The 20674-nt window shown below is 71.1% G+C and carries 19 protein-coding genes; 12 read left to right on the top strand and 7 right to left on the bottom strand.

What is annotated here, in order from left to right; genetic code table 11:
* Window positions 1-11: 11 nt before the first annotated feature.
* On the top strand, window positions 12-374 hold the full coding sequence (locus tag AB0J58_RS23345; RefSeq protein ID WP_343983401.1) for a DUF5130 family protein: 363 nt from the start codon (window positions 12-14) through the stop codon (window positions 372-374).
* A gap of 44 nt (window positions 375-418) precedes the next feature.
* Entirely contained in the window at window positions 419-970 is a 552-nt protein-coding gene (locus tag AB0J58_RS23340; protein ID WP_364218678.1) for a hypothetical protein, read from the top strand.
* A 56-nt stretch (window positions 971-1026) separates the two neighbouring features.
* Here AB0J58_RS23340 and AB0J58_RS23335 read toward each other — a convergent pair whose 3' ends face one another.
* Window positions 1027-1989 carry a hypothetical protein gene (locus AB0J58_RS23335; RefSeq protein WP_364218676.1) on the bottom strand — a complete coding sequence of 321 codons (963 nt, stop codon included), beginning with the start codon at window positions 1987-1989 and terminating at the stop codon, window positions 1027-1029.
* 238 nt (window positions 1990-2227) lie between these two features.
* Window positions 2228-4795, bottom strand: coding sequence for an aminopeptidase N (pepN, locus tag AB0J58_RS23330; RefSeq protein ID WP_364218674.1), 2568 nt, complete (start codon window positions 4793-4795; stop codon window positions 2228-2230).
* 219 nt (window positions 4796-5014) lie between these two features.
* Between pepN and AB0J58_RS23325 the strand changes: the two genes are divergently transcribed.
* The gene (locus AB0J58_RS23325) at window positions 5015-5635 is read left to right on the top strand and encodes a disulfide bond formation protein DsbA (protein ID WP_364218673.1); all 621 of its coding nucleotides are present in this window, start codon (window positions 5015-5017) and stop codon (window positions 5633-5635) included.
* Window positions 5636-5804: 169 nt separating this feature from the next.
* Complete coding sequence (locus tag AB0J58_RS23320; protein WP_364218671.1) at window positions 5805-7214, top strand: aldehyde dehydrogenase family protein; 1410 nt, start codon at window positions 5805-5807, stop codon at window positions 7212-7214.
* A gap of 45 nt (window positions 7215-7259) precedes the next feature.
* Here the strand turns inward: AB0J58_RS23320 and def are convergent, their stop codons facing one another.
* Window positions 7260-7748 (bottom strand): peptide deformylase, encoded by a 489-nt coding sequence (def, locus tag AB0J58_RS23315; protein ID WP_364218669.1) that lies wholly within the window; start codon window positions 7746-7748, stop codon window positions 7260-7262.
* A 97-nt stretch (window positions 7749-7845) separates the two neighbouring features.
* Here def and AB0J58_RS23310 point away from each other — a divergent pair, with 97 nt between their 5' ends.
* Window positions 7846-8313, top strand: coding sequence for a ribose-5-phosphate isomerase (locus AB0J58_RS23310; RefSeq protein WP_343983380.1), 468 nt, complete (start codon window positions 7846-7848; stop codon window positions 8311-8313).
* A gap of 3 nt (window positions 8314-8316) precedes the next feature.
* On the opposite strand, the gene AB0J58_RS23305 is transcribed toward AB0J58_RS23310, so the two are convergent.
* Both AB0J58_RS23305 and AB0J58_RS23300 read right to left on the bottom strand, forming a co-directional pair.
* A complete protein-coding gene (locus AB0J58_RS23305; RefSeq protein ID WP_364218667.1) occupies window positions 8317-8463 on the bottom strand; it encodes a hypothetical protein in 147 nt (48 codons plus the stop codon).
* A gap of 83 nt (window positions 8464-8546) precedes the next feature.
* Entirely contained in the window at window positions 8547-9776 is a 1230-nt protein-coding gene (locus AB0J58_RS23300; RefSeq protein WP_364218665.1) for a GNAT family N-acetyltransferase, read from the bottom strand.
* Window positions 9777-9894: 118 nt separating this feature from the next.
* Here AB0J58_RS23300 and AB0J58_RS23295 point away from each other — a divergent pair, with 118 nt between their 5' ends.
* Window positions 9895-11010, top strand: a complete 1116-nt coding sequence (locus AB0J58_RS23295) for a PP2C family protein-serine/threonine phosphatase (protein ID WP_364218663.1) — start codon at window positions 9895-9897, stop codon at window positions 11008-11010.
* 13 nt (window positions 11011-11023) lie between these two features.
* On the opposite strand, the gene AB0J58_RS23290 is transcribed toward AB0J58_RS23295, so the two are convergent.
* A complete protein-coding gene (locus AB0J58_RS23290) occupies window positions 11024-11659 on the bottom strand; it encodes a response regulator transcription factor (RefSeq protein WP_364218661.1) in 636 nt (211 codons plus the stop codon).
* 158 nt (window positions 11660-11817) lie between these two features.
* Here AB0J58_RS23290 and AB0J58_RS23285 point away from each other — a divergent pair, with 158 nt between their 5' ends.
* The 6 genes from AB0J58_RS23285 (at window position 11818) to AB0J58_RS23260 (ending at window position 19475) form a co-directional block, all read left to right on the top strand.
* Window positions 11818-13125: a M50 family metallopeptidase gene (locus AB0J58_RS23285; RefSeq protein WP_364218659.1), complete on the top strand. Its 1308-nt coding sequence runs from the start codon at window positions 11818-11820 to the stop codon at window positions 13123-13125.
* A 53-nt stretch (window positions 13126-13178) separates the two neighbouring features.
* The gene (locus AB0J58_RS23280; RefSeq protein WP_364218657.1) at window positions 13179-13700 is read left to right on the top strand and encodes a MarR family winged helix-turn-helix transcriptional regulator; all 522 of its coding nucleotides are present in this window, start codon (window positions 13179-13181) and stop codon (window positions 13698-13700) included.
* Between the two features lie 201 nt (window positions 13701-13901).
* On the top strand, window positions 13902-15422 hold the full coding sequence (locus tag AB0J58_RS23275; RefSeq protein WP_364218655.1) for a serine/threonine-protein kinase: 1521 nt from the start codon (window positions 13902-13904) through the stop codon (window positions 15420-15422).
* 3 nt (window positions 15423-15425) lie between these two features.
* Entirely contained in the window at window positions 15426-18236 is a 2811-nt protein-coding gene (locus tag AB0J58_RS23270) for a BTAD domain-containing putative transcriptional regulator (RefSeq protein ID WP_364218653.1), read from the top strand.
* A 77-nt stretch (window positions 18237-18313) separates the two neighbouring features.
* The gene (locus AB0J58_RS23265) at window positions 18314-18934 is read left to right on the top strand and encodes a hypothetical protein (RefSeq protein WP_364218651.1); all 621 of its coding nucleotides are present in this window, start codon (window positions 18314-18316) and stop codon (window positions 18932-18934) included.
* On the top strand, window positions 18918-19475 hold the full coding sequence (locus AB0J58_RS23260) for an OmpA family protein (protein WP_364218650.1): 558 nt from the start codon (window positions 18918-18920) through the stop codon (window positions 19473-19475). The genes AB0J58_RS23265 and AB0J58_RS23260 overlap by 17 nt, the downstream gene beginning before the upstream one ends.
* Before the next feature lie 277 nt (window positions 19476-19752).
* Here the strand turns inward: AB0J58_RS23260 and AB0J58_RS23255 are convergent, their stop codons facing one another.
* The gene (locus tag AB0J58_RS23255) at window positions 19753-20670 is read right to left on the bottom strand and encodes a carbohydrate ABC transporter permease (RefSeq protein ID WP_364218648.1); all 918 of its coding nucleotides are present in this window, start codon (window positions 20668-20670) and stop codon (window positions 19753-19755) included.
* Window positions 20671-20674: the final 4 nt, after the last annotated feature.

Raw genomic sequence — 20674 nt, 5'->3', positions numbered from 1 at the left:
GAGGTACCGAGATGCTGACCCTGACCTCGACGGAGGGGGACGACGTCCGCGGGGCCCTGCGCACCGCGGAGCGGCTCACCGGGCTGCGCTTCGCCGCCTACCTCGGGCCGGCGATCGGCCCGCGCCGTCACTTCTCGGAGCGGCTGCACGCCGCGCTGGGAGAGGAGGCCGACAGGGCGGTGCTCGTCTTCGTGGACCATGGCGGGAGGGCACTGGAGATCGTCACGGGTCCGCGGGCCAGGGCGTGGCTGCCCGACGCCGAATGCCGCGCGGCCGCGATGTCGATGGCCGCGATCCTCGGCCTGGGCGACCTGGTGGGCGGGGTGGTCACCGGAGTCCTGCTGCTGGCCGACCGGGCATCGCGGCGCGGCTGATCCGTTCGCGCTGAGCGAAGATGATTTTCCCGGATAATCGGCTTGTGCTGAGGATCAGGTGGGACGCGCTGCTGGGTCGCTCTTCCAGGGGGTTCCCGGCGGCGCGGGAGCCCGACATGATCATCGGCTACGTGCAGGAGGCATTCGCCGAGGTCCGGGCGAGGGTCCGCGGGGAGGACGAGACGGCGGTCATCCTGCTGGTCACGACGGGCGCGGCAGCCGGTGCCGTCGTCGTCGGGCTGTTGAACGGGTACTGGAGGCCCGGCGAGTTGTCCAGCAAGATCGAATGGCTCTGGTGGGCCGGCATGTTCTTCTGGCTGATGGGGATCCTCATGCTCGTCGGAGCCCTCTACCGCCGTACCGCGGGGCTGGCGGGCAGGACGCTGGAGAGACGCCGGTTCTATCCCGGAGGGTTCGGCGGCGAGGTACGGCCGGGATCGAGGCCTGGCGACAGGGTCGACCTGCTCGTCCTGGAGATCAGGAGGCTCAGCGCCGTCGGAGACGCCAAGCGGCGCTACATCCGCCGGGGCGTCTGGCTGATGCTGCTCTCCATCACCTGCTGCGCGCTGTCGGCGTGCGTCAGCCGGTTGCTCTGATCGGCCTCGCCGGCAACGTCGGCTCAGGGCCGTCTCAGGGCCGGTTCGGGGCCGGCTCAGGACTGGAGAAGCCGCACCAGATGGCGGCTGATGTCCGTCAGCAGCGTCGAGGGCGTCACCGGGGCGCCCGCGACGGCGGAGAACAGGGCCGGCAGCCCCGGCAGGGGGAAGCCGTCGTCACCGGACGCCTCGGCGCCCACCTCGTTCTTGGCCAGGATGGCCCGGCTGCGTTCCCAGGCCTCGATGACCTCCTCGGGAGAGGGCACGCCGAACCCGTGGCCCACCGGAGCGGCGTGGCGCAGCCGCACCAGCGGGGTCTCGGCGAAGGCCAGCGCCACACCGGCACGCAGGGCGAGGTCGTCGCGGCGGTCCGCTCGCACCCAGTCCATCGCGGTGCAGGGGCTGCGGCAGTCGGCCACGCAGGTGGCCAGCGCCCCGGCGACCTGGCTGTGCTGGCGGTCGAAGTAGGCGCGCCATCCCTCGGCGGGCTCCCCCGCCACGCGCAGTGTCCGGTTGACCGCCGACTGCTCGGCCTTCGTGTGATCGCACTCGCGGTCGCCGATCACCCCGAACCTGCTGTCCGGCGCGGTCAGGCCCTCCGGCCAGCGCGCGGGATCACCGGCGCTGCCGAGTACCGGCTCGAACGCGAGCAGCGGGAGATACTCGCTGGCGATGTGGATGGCGGCGACCATGGGACTCAGTTCCCGGCGGTGCCACCTGACCGCGATGACCTCCAGCAGCAGCCCGTACGCGGGCCGCAGCGACTCCAGCGCGCCGCGTGGCTGCTCGCGGGGTGTCTGCGGCATCGTGCAGGCCCGAGCCCGCCGCCGCAGGTCACTCGGCACGGCCCGCGCCTCGGCGGCGAAGTCCTCCGCGTCGAGCGAGAGCAGTCGCTGGCCGAACTCGCACGCCGCCTCGATGTCACCCGCTTTCTCCACGACACCGGAGGCGAGGGCTCCGACATCACCGAAGGCGTACCTCCTGGCCAGGGAGATGAGCAGATCACGTGCCGATTCCACAGGGCCCTCTCTTGACTTCGCTTTCCGGGGCCGGAGCCCAGGGTCCGCACCCCCCGGCGAGATCTCGATGACCGGGCAAAGCCGGACATGGGGTGTTCCTTGCGGTTGACACCTATCTCTACCAGTGTTCGCCCCAAGGTGCTCAGGGCCGCTTGGCCTCAGCGGCCGGTGAGGACGCACTGGACGGACACCCCTCGCCCGTCCTGGCGAGGGGTGTCCGTCCGGCTCCGCGGCGAGGTCAGTCCGTGGATGCGTCCTTGGCCTGGGCGCGCAGGGCGCGGCCGATACCGTCGGCGCCCTCGAGCAGCAGGCGCCGCAGGGCGTGCGGCGGCTGGTCGGCCGAGATGAAGTCCTGGGTCCTGGCGACCGTCTCGGGGGAGATGACCAGAGACGGGTAGCAGCCGTTGGCGAAGTTCTGAGCGCTGTCGGAGGTCCAGGACTTCCAGATCCTGCCGATCTCCTCGAAGTACTTCGCCGCGTACGGCTCCAGCAGCTCCGGGTGGCGCGCGTCCATGAAACCGACGATCGTCGAGCGGAGCAGCGCGCCGCTCAGCTTGCCCTCGATGATCGCGCCCCAGGCGTTCGCCTTGCCCTGGGCCGTCGGGATCAAGGCGCGGGAGAGCGTGGCGGAGCGCTCGCCCGTCGCGGTGGCGTCGCGCAGCAGCTCCTGAGCGATGTCCTCCTCGCCGAACAGGCCACCGGAGACCAGGGCGCTGGTCAGCGTCCAGCGCAGGTCGGTGTCGACGGTGAGGCCGTCGAGCACGGTCTCACCGTCCAGCAGCCCCTTCAGGAACGCCAGGTCCTCGGCTGAGGTGGCGGTGGACGCCAGCGCGTTCAGGTAGGCGAGCTGGTAGTCGGAGCCGGGCGCGGCACCGGTGACCAGGTCGCGCAGCGCGGCGTTCAGCCGGGCCAGGCCCTGGGCGCGCCAGGCGGGGTCGGCGTACTGCTGGAGGGCCAGGCGGGTCTGGCGGAGCACGGTCTGGGCGACCGTGATGTCGGTGATCGACTGGATCCCGGAGAGGGCCAGGGCGAGGTAGTCGCGGGCGGACATCTCGGCGTCCCGGGTCATGTCCCAGGCGGCCGACCAGCACAGCGCACGGGGCAGGGACTCGGTGAACTTGCCGATGCCGCCGTTCACCACGGTCTGCAGCGACCGCTCGTCGAGCCTGACCTTGGCGTAGGTCAGGTCGTCGTCGTTGATCAGGATCAGGTCCGGCTGTACCTCGCCGACCAGTTCGGCCACCGCGGTGCGTGCGCCGACCACGTCCAGCTCGACTCGCCGCACCCGGACCAGCCTGTCGTCCCGCAGGGAGTACAGGCCGATGGCCACGCGGTGCGAGCGCAGCGTCGGGTAGTCGGCGGGGGCCTCCTGGAGCACGTCGAACTCGATGAAGCGGCCCTCGGGGTCGGTGGTGAACGACGGGCGCAGCGTGTTGACCCAGGAGGTCTCCAGCCACTCCTTGGACCAGGAGGACAGGTCGCGCCCCGAGGTGCGCTCCAGCGCGCCGAGCAGGTCCGCGAGCGTGGTGTTGCCCCAGGCGTGCTCGCGGAAGTAGTCGCGTACCCCGGCCAGGAAGTTGTCCAGCCCCACGTAGGCGACGAGCTGCTTGAGGACCGAGGCGCCCTTGGCGTACGTGATCCCGTCGAAGTTGACCTCGACCGCGTGCATGTCGACGATGTCGGCGGCGATCGGGTGGGTCGAGGGCAGCTGGTCCTGGCGGTAGGCCCAGGACTTCTCGACGTTGGCGAAGGTGGTCCAGGCGCCCTGGCCCCAGCGGGTGGCCTCGGCCTGGCAGAGCACCGAGGCGTAGGTGGCGAACGACTCGTTCAGCCACAGGTCGTCCCACCAGCGCATGGTGACCAGGTCACCGAACCACATGTGCGCCATCTCGTGCAGGATCGTCTCGGCGCGGCGCTCGATCATCGCGTCGGTGACGCGCGAGCGGAAGACGTAGTCCTCCAGGAAGGTCACGCAGCCCGCGTTCTCCATCGCCCCGGCGTTGAACTCGGGGACGAAGAGCTGGTCGTACTTCCCGAACGGGTAGCGGACGCCGAAGATCTCGTGGAAGAAGTCGAAGCCCTGCCTGGTCACCTCGAAGAGGTTCTCCGGGTCGAGGTGCTCGGCGAGCGAGGCCCGGCAGTACAGGCCCAGCGGGATGCCGTCGTGCTCGGAGGTCACCTTGTGGTAGGGCCCGGCGCACAGCGCGGTGATGTAGGTCGACATCACCGGGGTGGGCGGGAAGTGCCAGCGCTTGGCCGCCTGGAGCGCGCCGTGCCTGCCATGGTGTTCCGCCAGTTCCTCGGCCGAGTCGGGCGCCGCGTTGGAGATGACCTCCCAGTGGGACGGCGCGAGCACGGTCAGCTCGAAGGTGGCCTTCAGGTCGGGCTGGTCGAAGCACGCGTACATCCGGTGCGCGTCGGCCGTCTCGAACTGGCTGTACAGATAGACGCTCTTGTCGACCGGGTCGACGAAGCGGTGCAGGCCCTCACCGGTGCGGGTGTAGGAACAGTCGGCGTCCACGCGCAGTTCGTTGGTCCCGGCCAGATCCGGCAGCGGCAGCCGCCCGGTCTCCGGGTCATAGCCGCTCACGTCCAGCTCGACGCCGTTCAGGACCGCCTTGCGCACCTTCGCGCCGGCCAGGTCGACGAACGTCTCGGCACCCGGGCGGGTGCTGGTGAAGCGGACCGTGGTGACGCTCTCGAAGCGCTCCTCACCCTCGGTCAGGTCGAGCTCCACCGTATAGGACTGCACACTGAGCAGCCGTGCGCGCTCGCGCGCCTCGTCACGGGTCAGATTGCCTGCCACTACCGCTCCCTCTTAACAACTTCCCCCGCTCCGTTGCTAGGGGGTGACTGAATCCTGCCACGTAAGTCCGCGACGCGCGGCGTTGGCACAACCTATGAGCTGATCATTAAATTTGAGAATAAAGTCACATGTAAAGGTATTAATCCACCCATGGAATAGGGAACTCGGGTGTCCGGGTTGTCGCTGTCGACGAAGTCTTACGACCAGGAAGCCGAGAAGATGACTGAGCGAACCCCCGTCGACCTCTGGTTTGACCCTTTCTGCCCGTTCGCGTGGATGACCTCTCGCTGGCTGCTGGAAGTGGAGAAGGTGCGGCCGATCGAGCCGCGCTGGCACATCATGAGCCTCAACGTGCTGAACGAGGACAAGGAGATCCCCGACAGCTACCGTGAGATGATCGCCAAGGCCATCGGCCCGGTCCGGGTGGTCACCGCCGTGCAGGAGAAGTACGACTCCGAGACGGTGGGCCGCCTCTACACCGAGCTTGGCACCCGCTTTCACAACCAGGGCAGGGTCAAGGAGCTCGACACGCTCCGCGAGACCGTCGAGGAGGCGTTGGAGGCCGCCGGGCTCGACCGCACGTTCGCCGACGCGATGGACTCGACGGAGTTCGACGAGGCACTCCGCGCCTCGCACAACGACGGCATCGAGCGGGTCGGCCAGGAGGTCGGCACCCCGGTGATCTCGGTCGAGGGCGTCGCCTTCTTCGGCCCGGTCATCTCGCCCGCGCCCAAGGGCGAGGACGCGGGCAAGCTCTGGGACGGGGTACGGCTGGTCGCGGCCACCGACGGCTTCTTCGAGCTCAAGCGGTCCAGGGACCGGCGTCCGATCTTCGACTGATCCGCCGCCCGGCCCTTTCCGCCCGGCCCGCCGCGCATGGCCGGGCGGGTGGGGGCGGGGCGCGTCCGGCGGGACCGCGACTGTGCTCCCGCACAACGATGATCTCCGCGTGACCGCCGTACCCGCCGTGCCCTCGCGGAACAAGGGCACGCGCGCAAAGATGAGGGGTATGCGTCACCTTTATCTGGACGGAGCCTGGCGGCCCTCCACGTCGGGCGAGAGCATCGACGTGATCAACCCGGCGACCGAGGAGCTGATCGACAGGGTGCCCGCCGGGACGCCCGCCGACGTCGAGGTCGCCGTGGCCGCCGCCCGCGAGGCCTTTCCCTCCTGGTCGGCGACGGCTCCCGCCGAGCGAGGCCGGATCCTCGCAGCCGCCGCCGGGCTGATCCGAGAACGCTCCGACCAGATAGCCAGGATCATCGCCACGGACATGGGCGCGCCGTACGGCGTGGCGATGAGGGTGCAGACGCTGATGCCGGCCGGGGTGCTGGCCTCCTACGCCCAGCTGGCCGAGACCTACGACTTCGAGGGCGGGCGGGTCGGCAACTCCCGCGTCCTCAGGGAGCCGGTCGGGGTGGTCGCCGCCATCACCCCCTGGAACTACCCCCTCCACCAGGTCGTCTGCAAGGTGGGCGCCGCGCTCGCCGCGGGCTGCACCGTCGTGCTGAAGCCCAGCGAGGTGGCTCCGCTGGCGGCCTTCGCGCTCGCCGGGATCTTCGACGAGGTCGGGTTGCCCGCCGGGGTCTTCAACATGCTCAGCGGTCACGGCCCGGTGGTGGGCGAGGCCCTGGTCACCCACCCGGAGGTGGACATGGTGTCGTTCACCGGTTCCACCGGGGCCGGGCGCCGGGTCGCCTCGCTCGCGGCCGAGACGATCAAGCGGGTGGCCCTGGAGCTCGGCGGCAAGTCCGCCAGCCTGGTCCTGCCGGACGCGGACCTTCCGGCGGCGGCCAAGGCGACGGTGGCCAACGCCTTCCTCAACTCCGGCCAGACCTGCTCCGCCTGGACCCGCATGATCGTCCACCGGGACCAGTACGACGAGGTGGTCCGGCTCGTCGTCGAGGCCGCCCGGAAGTACACGGTCGGCGACCCCTTCGACGAGGCGACCCGGCTCGGCCCGCTCGTGTCGGCGGCCCAGCGTGACCGGGTGATCCGCTACATCAACCGGGGCCAGGAGGAGGGCGCCAGGCTGGTCGCCGGAGGCACCGACCGGCCGCTGGAGCGTGGTTTCTACGTGGAGCCCACGGTGTTCGCCGGGGTGGAGCCGGGGATGGTGATCGAGCAGGAGGAGATCTTCGGCCCGGTCCTCACGATCATCCCCTACACCCGGGGTGAGGACGAGGCCGTCGCCATCGCCAACGGCACCCCGTACGGCCTGGCGGGCGCGGTGTGGGCGGGTGGCGAGCAGCGCGCTGTCGAGGTCGCACGACGGCTGCGCACCGGCCAGGTGGCGATCAACGGCGGCCAGTTCAATCCGCGAGCCCCCTTCGGCGGCTACAAGCAGTCGGGCCTCGGCCGCGAGCTGGGCGAGTTCGGCCTTGAGGAGTATCTGGAGATCAAGGCGATCCAGCTCTGAGGGCGCCCCGGGCGCGGCTGTCCGCGCCCGGCCGGCCCCGCCGGATCAGGGCGCCTGGAGCAGGACCTTCCTGGCCGCGTCCTTGGCCAGCCGGTCCACGTAGAGCATGCCGTCGAGGTGGTCGGTCTCGTGCTGGAAGCAGCGTGCCAGCAGGCCGCGGGCTTTGAGCCGGATCGGCCGCCCCAGCCGGTCCAGGCCGCTTACCGTCACGCCGGCGGCACGGGGCGTCCTGGCGTAGAGCGGGGTGCCGGTCTCGCGGCTGGGAACGGACAGGCAGCCCTCCTCGTCGAGGACCTCGGAGTCGTCGTCCACGGTCAGCTCAGGGTTGATCACGTGCCCCTTGCGGTTGCTGCAGTCGTAGACGAAGATCCTTTTCGACACGCCGATCTGCGGGCCCGCCAGGCCGACGCCCTGCGCGGCGTACATCACGTCGAACATCTCGTCGATCATGCGCCGCAGATCGCGGTCGAACTCGGTGATCGGCTCGGCGGGCGTGCGCAGGACGGGGTCACCGACCACTCGGATGTCACGCATGTGGAGTTCTCTCTTGTAAGGGTTGGGTGAGCATAGGGGCCATTACTCTAGCCGGGGCCGGGTAAAGCCGCCCGCGCACACCTGCGAAACTGGGTGGGTGCGCGTCTACATCGGTGCCGACCATGCCGGCTATGAGTTCAAAAACCACATCGTCTCCTGGCTGAAGGAGCACGGCCACGATGTCGTGGACTGCGGTCCCTTCGTCTACGACGCGGAGGACGACTACCCGCCGTTCGTGCTGCGCGCGGCCCAGGGCGTCGTGGACGACCAGGGCAGCCTGGGGGTCGTCATCGGCGGTTCGGGCAACGGCGAGCAGATCGCGGCCAACAAGGTGCGCGGCATCCGCGCCGCGCTGGCCTGGAGCGAGGAGACCGCCAGGCTCGCCCGCGAGCACAACAACGCCAACGTCGTCAGCATCGGCGCGCGGATGCACCCGGAGGAGGAGGCGACCCGGTTCGTCGAGGTCTTCCTCAACACCTCGTACTCCGGGGCCGAGCGCCACAACCGCCGGATCGCTCAGATCACCTCGTACGAGACCATCGGTCAGCTTCCGCCGCTGCCGTAGTCCTCACCGCCTGCGCGTGGGCTCCTTGCGGGGCGTCTCGTCGCGCAGCGGGCGGCGGTCCGCGCTCTCCTGCTGCTCCTGTGTCGGGCGCGAGATGTCTCGCGCCCGCATCGCGGTGATCGCGTTGATCTGCAAGCTCTGCAGTGCCATGCCGCAACCATAACCCGCCCGGCCCGTCAGGGCGGGCCGTGCCCGGGCCCGGCCTTGATCAGGCCGGGCGGTCGTGGCCCTGGTCAGAAGATCGTCCCGCCCCAGGGGGCGGTGTCCCACGACATCGCGGTGGACAGCTCCCGCAGGGCCCCCGCGCGCGACTCGCGTACCACCCCCGCCGCCAGCAGGGCCGCCAGCGGGCGCCCGCCCAGGTAGGCCGCGCCCAGTACGGAGACCGGCAGTGCCAGGTCGGCCGGATCGTCGCAGGGCACGCAGCGGGCGGCGGAGGTGTCGGCGGTCAGCCGCCAGCGGCGCGCGTTCCACGGGCAGACGTCGTCCTCGACGTCGATCACCACGTCCACGGGCGCGGAGTAGCGGCGGGCCGGCAGGGCCCGCTCGACGTCCACGACGCGGATCCACAGCTCGTCCAGCCAGCGCGCGTGGAGCACGCGGGGTTCGGCCAGCAGGTGGATCAGCGGGTCGTCCGAGGGACGGTTCCTGGCGGTGACGTGCGAGACCAGGTCGCGGTCCAGGACGTGCCGCCAGAGCAGCGCGTAGGCGGCGGCATCGAGACCGAACAGCTCCTTGATCCGCAGTTCGCCGTCGGGGACGTCGTCCTCGGTCCAGTTCGGCCTGATCCTGAAGAGCGCGTAGCCCCGTGGACCGGCGTCGTCCTCGACGACCACGGCACGCAGCGGTCCGGCGCCGCCCTGGTCGGCCTCGTGGTCGCTCAGCACCGAGTCCCAGCGTCCGGACGTGCGGGCGTACAGTCCCGGCCGCTCGTCGAGCGCCGACTCGTAGACCTTCTCGAAGGTGGCCCTGGCCTCCGCGGGCCTGACGACGCGCAGCCGCAGACCCGGATCGACGGGGGCGTGCCGGGTGAAGGCCGTTTTCGCCGTGGGGATCCGGAAGACCAGGCTGTCCGCGGCCCTGCCGTAGCCGTAACGCCCGTAGATCGCGGCCTCGGAGGCGTAGAGCGCGGCGACCGCCTCACCCCGCTCGTGCAGGTCGGACAGCTGGCGGGTCATCAGCGAGGAGAGGACTCCCCGGCGGCGATGGGAGGGCAGTACGCCGACCGCGGTGACGCCGCCGACCGGGATCGGGCCGCCGGGCACGGTCATGGTGAAACTGCACACCCCCGTGGTGCCCACGAGCAGATCGCCGTCGAACACGCCGAGCGAGCGGTCGAACTCGGTGACACCCAGGTACAGCTCCGCTCGGTGCGGGAGGACGGGAGCGCCGAACGCCTCCTCGTCCACGGTCATCCAACCGGACCACTCGGCTTCGGTGATCGGACGCAGGCTAAGAGTCATTTTTCACACGGTAGATGGGACAAACAGTTCCGGCCAGCTAATATCCACGCTTAGTGATCAAGGCATTGGTCAAGTCGGCTGCCCAAATGGGGGATAGCCAGATACAGTCAGGCGCATCATGAGTTCCCGTCCGGTGCCGCTGCTTCCCCCGGCGCTCCGCGCGTTCCTGGTCCGCATCCCGCTTCTCGTCCCCATCGTGCGTCTGCTGCGCCGGGGCCCTCTGGCGCGCGACCGTAACCTGCTCATCACGCTGATCCTGCTGACCCTGGCGATCGGTGTGCTGGCCGCGAGGGTCTCCATGGAGTGGTTCTCCCCGGCGCTCATGATCCCGATCACCCTGGTGGCCGGGCTTCAGCTCCGGCTGAACAGCCTCGTCAAGCTGTTGTGCGCGGTCGCGGCCTCGCTGATCTACGTGGCCGCGGTGCGAGGGGTGGACTACATCGGCCCCGGCCTGCTGGTCACCTTCGGCTTCACCGCCGTGCTGGCCGCGCTGATGGCCCGTACCCGGGGCAAGCTCGGCGTGCAGGGCCTGCGCGGCGACGCGATGCTGCTGGAGCTGCGCGACCGTCTCAAGAGCCAGAGCGACCTGCCCCCGCTGTCCAAGGAGTGGGGCTCCAAGGTGGTGCTCAAGCAGGCCGGAGGATCCTCCTTCGGCGGTGACTTCCTGGTCTCCATCCGCGAGGGCGACACGATGGAGCTCGCCCTGGTCGACGTGTCCGGCAAGGGCGTCGACGCGGGCACCCGGGCACTGCTGCTGTCGGGCACCTTCGGCGGGCTGCTCGGCTCGGTCGACGACTTCCTGCCCGCCTGCAACGCCTACCTGCACCGCCAGCGTGAGGCCGAGGGCTTCGTCACCGCGGTCCACCTGCGGCTCAACCTCGCGACGGGCGAGTACGTGATCACCTCGGCCGGGCACCCGCCGGTGGTCAAGTACGAGTCGGGCGCGGGAACGTGGCGGGTCTCCACGGCCAAGGGCGTCGTCCTCGGCGTCGTGCCCGACCTGCACTGCGAGGCGGACCAGGGGATGCTCCGCAAGGGTGACGCGCTCATGCTCTACACCGACGGCCTGATCGAGCAGCCGGGGCGCGACATCGACGCGGGCCTCGACCGCCTGCTGGGAGAGGCCGAGCGACTGGTGCCCTCCGGGTTCCGCGACGGCGCCCGTAACCTGGTCACCTCCATGTCGGCGGGGCACAACGACGACTGCGCCCTCATCCTCATCTGGCGCCCCTGAGGCGCGAAGGGCGTCAGAGCCACCCGGAGTCGTCGGCGATGCGCACGGCGTCGAGACGGTTGCGGGCCTGGGTCTTGCACATGATCCGTGACAGGTGGTTGCGGACCGTTCCCACGGAGAGGAACAGCTGGTCGGCGATCTCGCCGGACCTGGCGCCCCGCGCGACCAGCCGGAGCACATCGAGCTCCCGGCGGGTCAGGGGGTTGTCCGCCGACCTCAGGGCCGCCACCGCGAGTTCGGAGTCGACCGCGCGACGGCCGGCCGCGACCTGGCGGACGCCGTCGGCCAGCTGCCCGGGGTCGACCTCCAGGCTCATGAAACCGAGCGCGTGGACGGCGAAGGCGCGGCGGACCTGGCCCGGGTTCGGGGCGCGGGAGAGCAGCAGGACACTGCAGCGGGGAGCCTCCTCGTGCAGCCGGAGGGCGGTGGTGAAACCGTCGGCCCCGGGCAGGTCGAGGTCGATGACCGCGGTCTCGGGCGCGTGCCGCAGCACGGCGGGCACGACGTCCTCGCCGTCGGCCACGTCGGCCACCACCCGCATGTCGCTCTCGCCCTCCAGCGAGGCCACCAGCCCGCGCCGTATCAGGGGTAGGTGTTCGGCAACCAAAATTCCGATCAAAACGCTCCGATCTCTCACCCTCGCCCTCATCAAAGAGTGATCGGACGATCGCTGAATGTCAACAAAATGTGGCGGATCGGCAAAGTGTCCTCGGGTGACCCGACGGGGAACGGGGCCGTGAAGGCCGGATACTTCGGCTAATCTCTTATGGGGCATTGTCGGTGAAACCGCGATGGGAGTATGAACCTGTGAGCTGGCTCTCCGTGGTCGGAGTCGTTGTATTCCTCGTGGGACTGATGGTGTCGATCGGGTTGCACGAGATCGGCCACCTGGTGCCGGCCAAGCTGTTCGGCGTCAAGGTCACCCAGTACATGGTCGGTTTCGGCCCGACGATGTGGTCGCGCCGCAAGGGCGAAACCGAGTACGGGATCAAGTGGCTCCCGCTCGGCGGCTACATCCGGATGATCGGCATGCTGCCGCCCCGGCCCACCGACGCCCCGGGCAAGGTGCGCTCGGTCTCCACCGGGCCGTGGCAGGGCCTGATCGAGAACGCGCGTGACGTGGCCCTGGAGGACGTGCAGCCGGGCGACGAGAACCGGGTGTTCTACCGCAAGCCCTGGTGGCAGAAGGTCATCATCATGTCCGGCGGTCCGGCGATGAACTTCGTGCTGGCGTTCATCCTGTTCGGCGTCGTGCTCATGGGGTTCGGCATCCCCGTGCAGAAGACCGAGATCGCCTCGATCCCGCAGTGCGTGAAGACCGCGGCCGACTACGCCAAGAACCAGGAGTGCACCGCGGCCGACCAGCCCAGCCCGGCCAGCGTGGCGGGGCTGAGGCCGGGGGACGTCATCGTGGCCGTGGCGGGCAGGCCCGCCGCGAGCTGGGACGCCGCGACGCGGGCCATCCGCGACCACGGCGCGGGGCCGATCGCGATCGGTATCAGGCGCGGGGGGCAGGAGCTGACCGTCAACGCCACCCTCATCGCCCAGGACCGCGAGTCGCTCGACGAGCCCGGCAAGATCGAAAAGGGTGTCGGGTACCTCGGGGTCAGCCCGAAGATCGCCATAGAGCAGCAGAGCTTCGGCGCCGTGACCGAGCACATGTGGGACCTCACCTCGGCCACCGCCTCCGCGCTGCTCAGGTTCCCCGAGAAGATGGTGGGCGTCTGGAACGCCGCCTTCTCCGGTGACGAGCGTGACAAGAACGGCCCGATCGGCGTCATCGGCGTCAGCCGCATCGGCGGGGAGATCGCCGCCTCCGCGATCCCGCTGGAGAACAAGATCGTCGTCTTCATCAACCTGCTGGCGGGCTTCAACCTGGCGATCGGCCTGTTCAACCTGATCCCGCTGCTCCCGCTGGACGGCGGCCACATCGCCGGTGGCCTCTGGGAGGGCCTCAAGCGCGGCTTCGCTCGCGTCGCCCGCCGTCCCGCCCCCGGCCACGTAGACATCGCCAAGGCGCTTCCGCTCACGTACGCGATCGCCTTCCTGATGGTCATCATGGCGGGCCTGCTGATGTACGCCGATCTGGTCAACCCGGTCCGGCTGGCCGGCTGACCATCTTCTGGCGGGGGGCGCCCGTCGCCCCCTGCAGGCGTTAGGGTGGCGCCGTGAACGAGGGGACGCCCGGAGCGATGATCGATGTGGCCCTGTTCCGGCTACGCCGGATCTGGTCGCGGCCACTGCGAGCGCGCAGGGCAGAAGAACCGCAGCGGCCGGTGCACATGTCGAACGTCATGGTCGTGCACGCCGTGCACAAGCTGAGCCTGGACGTGCCCGAGGTGACCGTGGGTGCCGTGGCCGAGCAGTTGGACGTCGATCCCTCCACCGCCAGCAGGCTGGTCAACGACGCGATCGGTGCGGGGTTCGTGGAGCGCGAGGAGTCGGCCGTGGACGCCAGGCGGGCCAGGCTCGTGCTGAGCGAGCGGGGTCGCCGCGTGCTGGAGGTGGTGGTCCGCCACCGGCGCACCTACCTGGACGGCCTGATGGCCGACTGGGACGAGCAGGACCGAGAGATCTTCGCCCGGCTCCTGGCCCGTTTCGCCGATGCCGCCATCGCCCGCCCGGCGAGCCCGGCCAACCTCGACCGGCTGATCGCCGAGACGCTGGCGGAGATCCCCGCCCCCGGTTGAGCCGCCCGTCCGGTTTCCCACCGGACCCGCCCACTCCCCGGCCACCCCGTCGATCCGGCCACATTGTCGATCCGTTCGCGGACGACGTCGGCATGGCCGTCGTGCCGGGCGTACGCCGGGTCCGCGGAGGTGCCGGCGATGAGGCGCGAAGAAAGGGAGGGCTTGTCCCGGATGTAATCGTTTGATCGTAGGGTGACTCCGGTGAAGGCGATCGGGGGATACGAGCTCAGGCGTGAGCTGGGCCGGGGCGGTATGGGCGTGGTGCATCTGGCCACCACCCCGGCCGGTGGCCTGGCCGCGGTGAAGGTGATCCACCCGGAGCTGGCCGGCGATCCGGCCTTCCGGCGGCGCTTCGAGCGCGAGGTCACGGCGGCGCGCAGCGTGGCCAGGTTCTGCACCGCTCTGGTGCTCGACGCCGGAATCGAGGAAGGTGCCGCCTATCTCGTCACGGAGTACGTGAGGGGACCCGATCTGGCGCGGGCGGTACGCGAGCAGGGGCCGCTGACCGGCGCCAACCTGGAGGCGCTCGCGGTCGGGATCGCCACGGCGCTGCACGCCATCCACGGGGCGGGGGTGATCCATCGCGACCTCAAGCCGTCGAACGTGCTGCTGTCGCCGCTCGGCCCGCGCGTGATCGACTTCGGTATCGCCCAGCTCGTCGACCACCAGAGCCTGACCAGCCAGACGGTCATGGGTACGCCCGCCTTCATGGCCCCCGAACAGGTGCGCGGCGAGCCGTTGACGCCCGCGATCGACGTCTACGCGTGGGGCGGGGTGATCGCGTTCGCCGGCACGGGACGGTTGCCGTTCGGCGGTGGTCCGCCACCGGAGGTCCTCTACCGGATCCTCAACGAGGGGCCGAATCTCGACGGCCTCGACGAACGCATGCGCGCCGTCGTCGAGCGGGCCATGGCCAGGGATCCCGCGCGGCGGCCGAGCGCCCAGCAGTTGCTGGACGAGCTGATCGGCGGCCGGCCGACCCCGGCGGCGGCAAGCCAGGTGGTCGAGCGTACCTGGGCCGTCACCGGTGCGCCGGGCGCACCCGAGGGACCGGTCACAGCGGAGACAGGGCCCGGAAGGGGCGTGCGGCGGTGGCCGTGGATCGCGGCCGCCGGCGTGCTCGCGGCGCTCGTGGCAGGCGGATGGGCCGTCTACGCCGGCCTCGGCACACCGGCGCTGCCCTACCACGCGGACTTCGCCGGGTCCTGGGCCGTCGGCGTGTCCGACGGCGGCAGGGCCGAGCAGGACGGCGAGTCCTACCTGCTGACCGTGAACCCCGGCTGGCGGCTGTGGAAGTCGGCGCCCTTCTCCGGCGAGCCCGCCGAGGGCATCGTGGTCAGCTCCAGGATCCGGCTGGAGCGGGGCTCGGGGGAGTTCGGCGTCTGGTGCCGCGGTGACGCGAGTACCGGTGACCGCTACGACTTCGCGGTCACCGGTTCGGGCAGCGCCTCGATCACCAAACGGCACGGCGGGCAGAGCACGGTCCTGCACGGGCCCGTACGGGTGAAGAGGTCGGCCGACGACCGGATCGTCGCCCAGTGCGAGCAGCGGGGGGACCGGGTCGCCCTGAGCATGTGGCTCAACGACGAACCGGTGGGCGAGGCCGCCGACACGCGGAGCCCCTACGGCCCGGGGGACACCGGCGTCTACGCGGCGCCGGACACGGCCGAGCCCGTCCAGGTCAGGTTCCGCTCGTTCGAGCTTCGCCCGGCGAAGGGCTGAGCGATGCGGTTCGACGTGCTGGGACCGCTGCGGGTCCTTGACGGCGACCGCGACCTCACGCCCGGGCCCGCCAAACACCGCGCGCTGCTGGCCGCGCTGCTGCTGCGGCGAGGACAGGTGCTGACCGTCGACCGGTTGATCGCCGAGGTGTGGGGCGAGGAGCCGCCCGCGTCGGCCGAGCCGGTGCTGCGGGTGTACGTGAGCGCGCTGCGCAAGGTGGTGGACGGGATCCGGACCGTGCCCGGAGGCTACCTTCTCGACGTCGATCCCGACCAGGTGGACGCGCACAGGTTCGAGCGCCTGGTGAGCGTGGGCAGGCGGGCCAGGGACGCGGGCAGGACCGCCGAGGCGGCCGACGAGTTGCGTGCCGCCCTGGCGATCTGGCGGGGACCCGCGCTGGCCGGCGTCGACTCGGGGCCGCTGCGGCGGGCCTACGCCGTGCCGCTGGAGGAGTTGCGGCTCACCGCACTCGAAGAGCGCGTCGAGCTGGATTTGGCGCTCGGCCGCGGTGCGGAGCTGACCGGGGAGCTGCGCGCGCTCGTGGCCGCGTACCCGCTGCGGGAGCGGGCATGGGGGCAGCTCATGCTGGCGCTCAACCAGGCGGGACGCAGGCCGGAGGCGCTGAGCGTCTACCAGGAGGCGCGGCGGCTGCTGATCGACGAACTCGGCCTGGAACCCGGTGCCGAGCTGCGGGAGGCGCACGAGCGGGTCCTGGCCAGGGACGCGTCTCCGAGAGCCGTGCCGAACGAGATGCCGCCGGACGTCGTCGATTTCACCGGGCGGGAGCGCGTGCTGGACTGGATCCGCGGGGCGGTGCCCACGGCCGGTAGCGCGCCGGTCCACCTGGTGCTGCACGGCCCGGCGGGAGCGGGCAAGTCCGCGATGGCGGTCCACGCGGCCGCCGCGCTCGATTTCCCCGACGGGCGGCTCTACGCCTCGCTCAGGGCCAGGGCGCCGGGCGCGGTGCTGGAGGACCTGCTGCGCTCGCTCGGCTGCCCGCAGGGGGCCGTGCCCGCAGAGCCGGCCGAGCGGGCCCGGCTCTACCGCAGCATGGTGAGCGGGCGGCGGCTGCTGGTGGTGCTGGACGATGCGGTCGACGAGGCACAGGTGCGCCCGCTGCTGCCCACCGGGCCCGGCTGCCTGACGCTGGTGACCAGCCGCTCGCCGCTGCTCGGCCTGGAGGCGGCGCGCGCCCGCGAGCTTGACGTGTTCGATCCCGGCGAGTCGGTGGCGATGCTGGCCAGGGTGGTGGGCGAGCAGCGCGTGCGGGCCGAGCCACAGGCGGCGGCGCGGATCGCGGTGCTGTGCGGCGGGCTGCCGCTGGCGCTCAGGATCGCCGGGTCCAGGCTGGCGCGGCGGCCGGACTGGACGCTGAGGCACCTGGCGGGACGACTTGAGGACGAGCGCGGCCGCCTCGACGAGCTAAGCGCGGGCGATCTGGCCGTACGGAGCAGCCTGGCGCTCGGTTACCACGCGCTCTCGGATCGGGAACGCCTGCTGCTGCGCCGCCTCGGTGCGCTGTCCGCACTCGACTTCGCTCCGTGGGCGGCCGCCGCGGTCCTCGGCGCGCCCGCGGACCGGCTGCTGGAGGCACTGGCCGAGGCGGGCCTGCTGCAGGCGCGCGGGCTCGACGCGGCCGGCCAGGAGAGGTACGGCTGGCACGAGCTGACCAGGCTTTATGCCGCCGAGCGCCTGGATGGGGAGGAGGGCACCCCCGGGCAGGTCCTCGCCGCGGCCGGGCGGGAGATACTGGACCGCACCCGGCGGGCCAGGGCACTGCTGCTGCCCGCGGAGCCGGGCTCGGGCCAGACCCTGGTCCATACGGCGGAGCAGGTCATGGCCCTTGCGACCACGCAGTTCAGGGAGTCGGCCCGCTGGCTGGCCGCCGAGCGGGGGTTCCTGGTCGCGACGGTCGCCGACCTCCAGCGGACCGGCCTGGACGAGGCGGCCTGGCGGCTGGCCTTCTACCTGACACCCTTCTTCGAGCTCGGCGCGCACCACGAGGACTGGCGGATGGCCGCGGAGATCGGCCTGCGGGCCGCGAGGCGGATGGGACACCGCCACGGCGAGGCGCTGCTGTTGCGCTCCATGGCGGACCTGCACCGGGCACGGGGCCACCTGGCGGCGGCGGCCGAGGCCCTCCAGCGGGCGCTTTCGCTGGCGGAGGCCGGAGAGGTGGCCCGTACCCGGCACCGGCTCGGCCTGGTCCACCTCGCCAGGGGGCGGCGGCAGGAGGCGGAGGCGTGTTTTGTGGCCTGCCTGACCGCGTTCTCGGCCGCGGGCGACCAGCGCGGCAGGGCCGACGCGTTGCGCGCCCTGGGCGGGTTGCGGCGTGCGGAGGACCTGCTCGTCAGGAGCCTCGCGGCCTATCGGGAGCTGGGTGATCCGCGCGGCGAGGCGGCCGTCTCGCTCGACCTCGCCGGGCTCCTTCTGGACCGGCGGTGCCCTGCCGAGGCGCGTGAGCGGGCCGAACGCGGTCTCGGCCTGCTCAGGCGGCTGGGGGATCGGCTGCCCGAGGCCGCGGGACTGGTGGTCCTGGCCAGGGTGGCCATGGCGGAGGGCCGGCCCGACGTCGCCCGCGGGGCCGCGGAGGGGGCGCTCGGCACGTTCCGCGAGCACGCGGACCGCAGAGGTGCCGCGCAGGCGCTGCTGACCCTGGCCGCAGCCCTTTTAGACCTTGATGAGATAGATGGTGCAGTTGATGCAATAACAAGCTCTATGGGAGAGTTTGACGTTCTCGGCGATCGGCACGGTCTCGCCGGGGCGGAAGAACTCGCCGGCGAGGTACGGCGCCGCCGCGGCCTGCGCCTATAGCGCACTATGCGGATTCTGAAGGTGGCCCGCCTAAGGTCGGGTTCGATCCGATCCATGACGGCTAGGGGTGGAACGCGTTGAGAAGAGGAATCACGCCGGCGGTGGCCGCGTCCGTGCTGGCGATCGTGCTGGCCGGTTGCGGAACGCTTCCCGGGCAGCAGGGCGGTGGCGGCGAGGAGAAGCAGGCCACCGGCTCCACCGAGCCCGTCGGGTCCGCCGGGTCCGCCGGGTCCGCCGAGCCTTCCGAAGCAGCTGGGGCCGCCGAGCAGAAGGTCGCGCCCGCCGAGCAGGGCGAGGTGATCGCCGGCAGGGAGGTCAAGGCCGGTGGCGCCGACCTGACCGTGCAGATCACCGGCCTCAAGCGGCAGGGCCGGCTCTCCACGCTGACCTGGACGGTCACCAACAAGGGCGACGAGCGCTGGCAGATGAACAGCGACATGGGGGACACCCCGGACAACCTCGGCCTGACCGTGGCGGGGATCAGCCTGGTCGACCCGGTCAACGGCAAGCGGTACACCGTCGCGCGCACGGGCAAGTACCCCAAGACCAAGTGCCTGTGCTCCGACTACGACGTGTTCACCGAGCCGGGCGAGGTGCTGCCGCTGCACGCCACGTTCGCCGCCCCGCCGCCGGACGTCACGAAGATCAATGTGGACCTCAAGGTACTGGGCGTTTTCACCGATGTCCCGATCTCCTGAGCGTCTCGCGGTCCTCGCGCTCGCGCTCACCCTGGCGACGGGCCCGGCCGCGGCCGCGTGGGCGGATCCGGAGGACACCGTGGCCGGGGTGGAGGACATCGTCACCCCCGTCGAGGACGTCATCGCCGAAGTGGAATCGCTCGACGGCGCCGAGAGCGAGTCCAAGCAGGGTGATCAGGTCACCGTGGCGCTCACCAGCGACGTGCTGTTCGCACTTGACAGGGCCGTGCTGACGCCGCGGGCGCGACAGCGGCTGCGGCGGGTCGCCGAGCGGATCCGGATCGACTCCGCGGGCGGGACGGTCAGGATCGAGGGGCACACCGACGACCAGGGGACCGAGGTCTACAACGACGCGCTGTCCCTGCGCCGGGCGCAGGCCGTGCGGCAGGTCCTCGCGCGGCAGCTGTCACAGGTGACCTTCCAGGCCATGGGCTTCGGCGAGAGACGGCCCAAAGTGCCCAACGCCGCTCAGGGGCGGCCGGTGCGGGAGAACCAGGCGAAGAACCGGCGGGTGGAGATCATCTTCAGCGCCAAACGGTGATCCGTGCCCTGCCCGGCACGTCGACGCGTCGAGATCCGGCCCGCCACGGCGGCCGGCCTGTGACTCGGGGCGGGACGTCGGGCGAAGGAAGAGAAGGGGTCGCGCCCGACCCCGCCCCCTGCCCGGCCCGGCCGCCGTCCGGGAGTCATCCCCGGCATGGGTGGCCGAGCACGCCCCGATGTGCTCGACCACCCACGCCGGGAGAACCGGACCGCTCGGCGCCGCCGGACCTCTATGAGCCCGGCGGCCAGGCGGGAGCGGCGGCCCGCGGCGCCGGTCACTTGCTGAAACCGGCCGTCAGGCCGCTGAGCAGCTGACGGCGGCCGACCACGTACAGGATCAGGAGAGGGAGCGTGGTCAGCACGACGGAGGCGAGTACGGCGGGCACGTTCACGCTGTACTGTCCCTGGAAGGTCCACAGCGCGAGCGGCAGTGTGCGCTTGTCGGGGCTCTGGGTGAGGATCAGAGGCAGCAGGAATCCGTTCCAGATCGTCAGTGCGTTGTAGATCGTCACCGTCACCACGGCCGGCAGGGTGAGCGGCAGGGCCAGGCGCCAGAGCGTCCTCATCTCGCCCGCGCCGTCCAGCCGCATCGACTCGAACAGCTCTTTGGGCACGTCACGGATGAAGTTGGCCAGGACCAGCACCGAGAGCGGGATCGCGAAGGCGATGGACGGAAGGATCAGCGCCGCCAGCGAGTCGTAGAGGCGCAGCCGGATGATGATCAGGTAGATCGGGATGATGGTCGCCTGCAGCGGGATGGCCAGCCCCATGAGAAAGAGTGAGTTCACCCCGCGCAGGAAGCGGCGGGCGCCGCCGCGGACGATCGCGTACGCCGCCATGAACGCGACCGTGACCGCCGGGACGACCGCGCCGACGGTCACGATGAGGCTGTTGAGGAAGTACAGCGGGAAGTCGGACTCGACGACCAGCTGGTAGTTGGCGAGGGACGGCTCGGTGGGCGGCGCCAGCGGGTTGGTGGCGTAGTAGCTGCTCTGTGCCTTGAAGCTGGTGATGAGGATCCAGTAGATCGGCACGATCACGATCGCCAGCCACAGCCAGCCCGCGACCCCGCCGAGCCAGTTGGGACGCTCGCCGAGCGCCCGCGACCGCTGCTCGCCGCCCGCCCGGTGCCGGTGCCGGTGCGTCCTCGTTCCGGCCGCCGCGGCCCGCTCGGGCCTCGTCGTCTGGGTCATGCCC

Origin of the sequence: Streptosporangium sp. NPDC049644 (genome assembly GCF_040675205.1) — a bacterium.
GTDB lineage: Bacteria > Actinomycetota > Actinomycetes > Streptosporangiales > Streptosporangiaceae > Streptosporangium > Streptosporangium fukuiense.
Note: the sequence above shows the minus strand (reverse complement) of the source record. Positions and strands in the feature narration are given on the sequence as shown.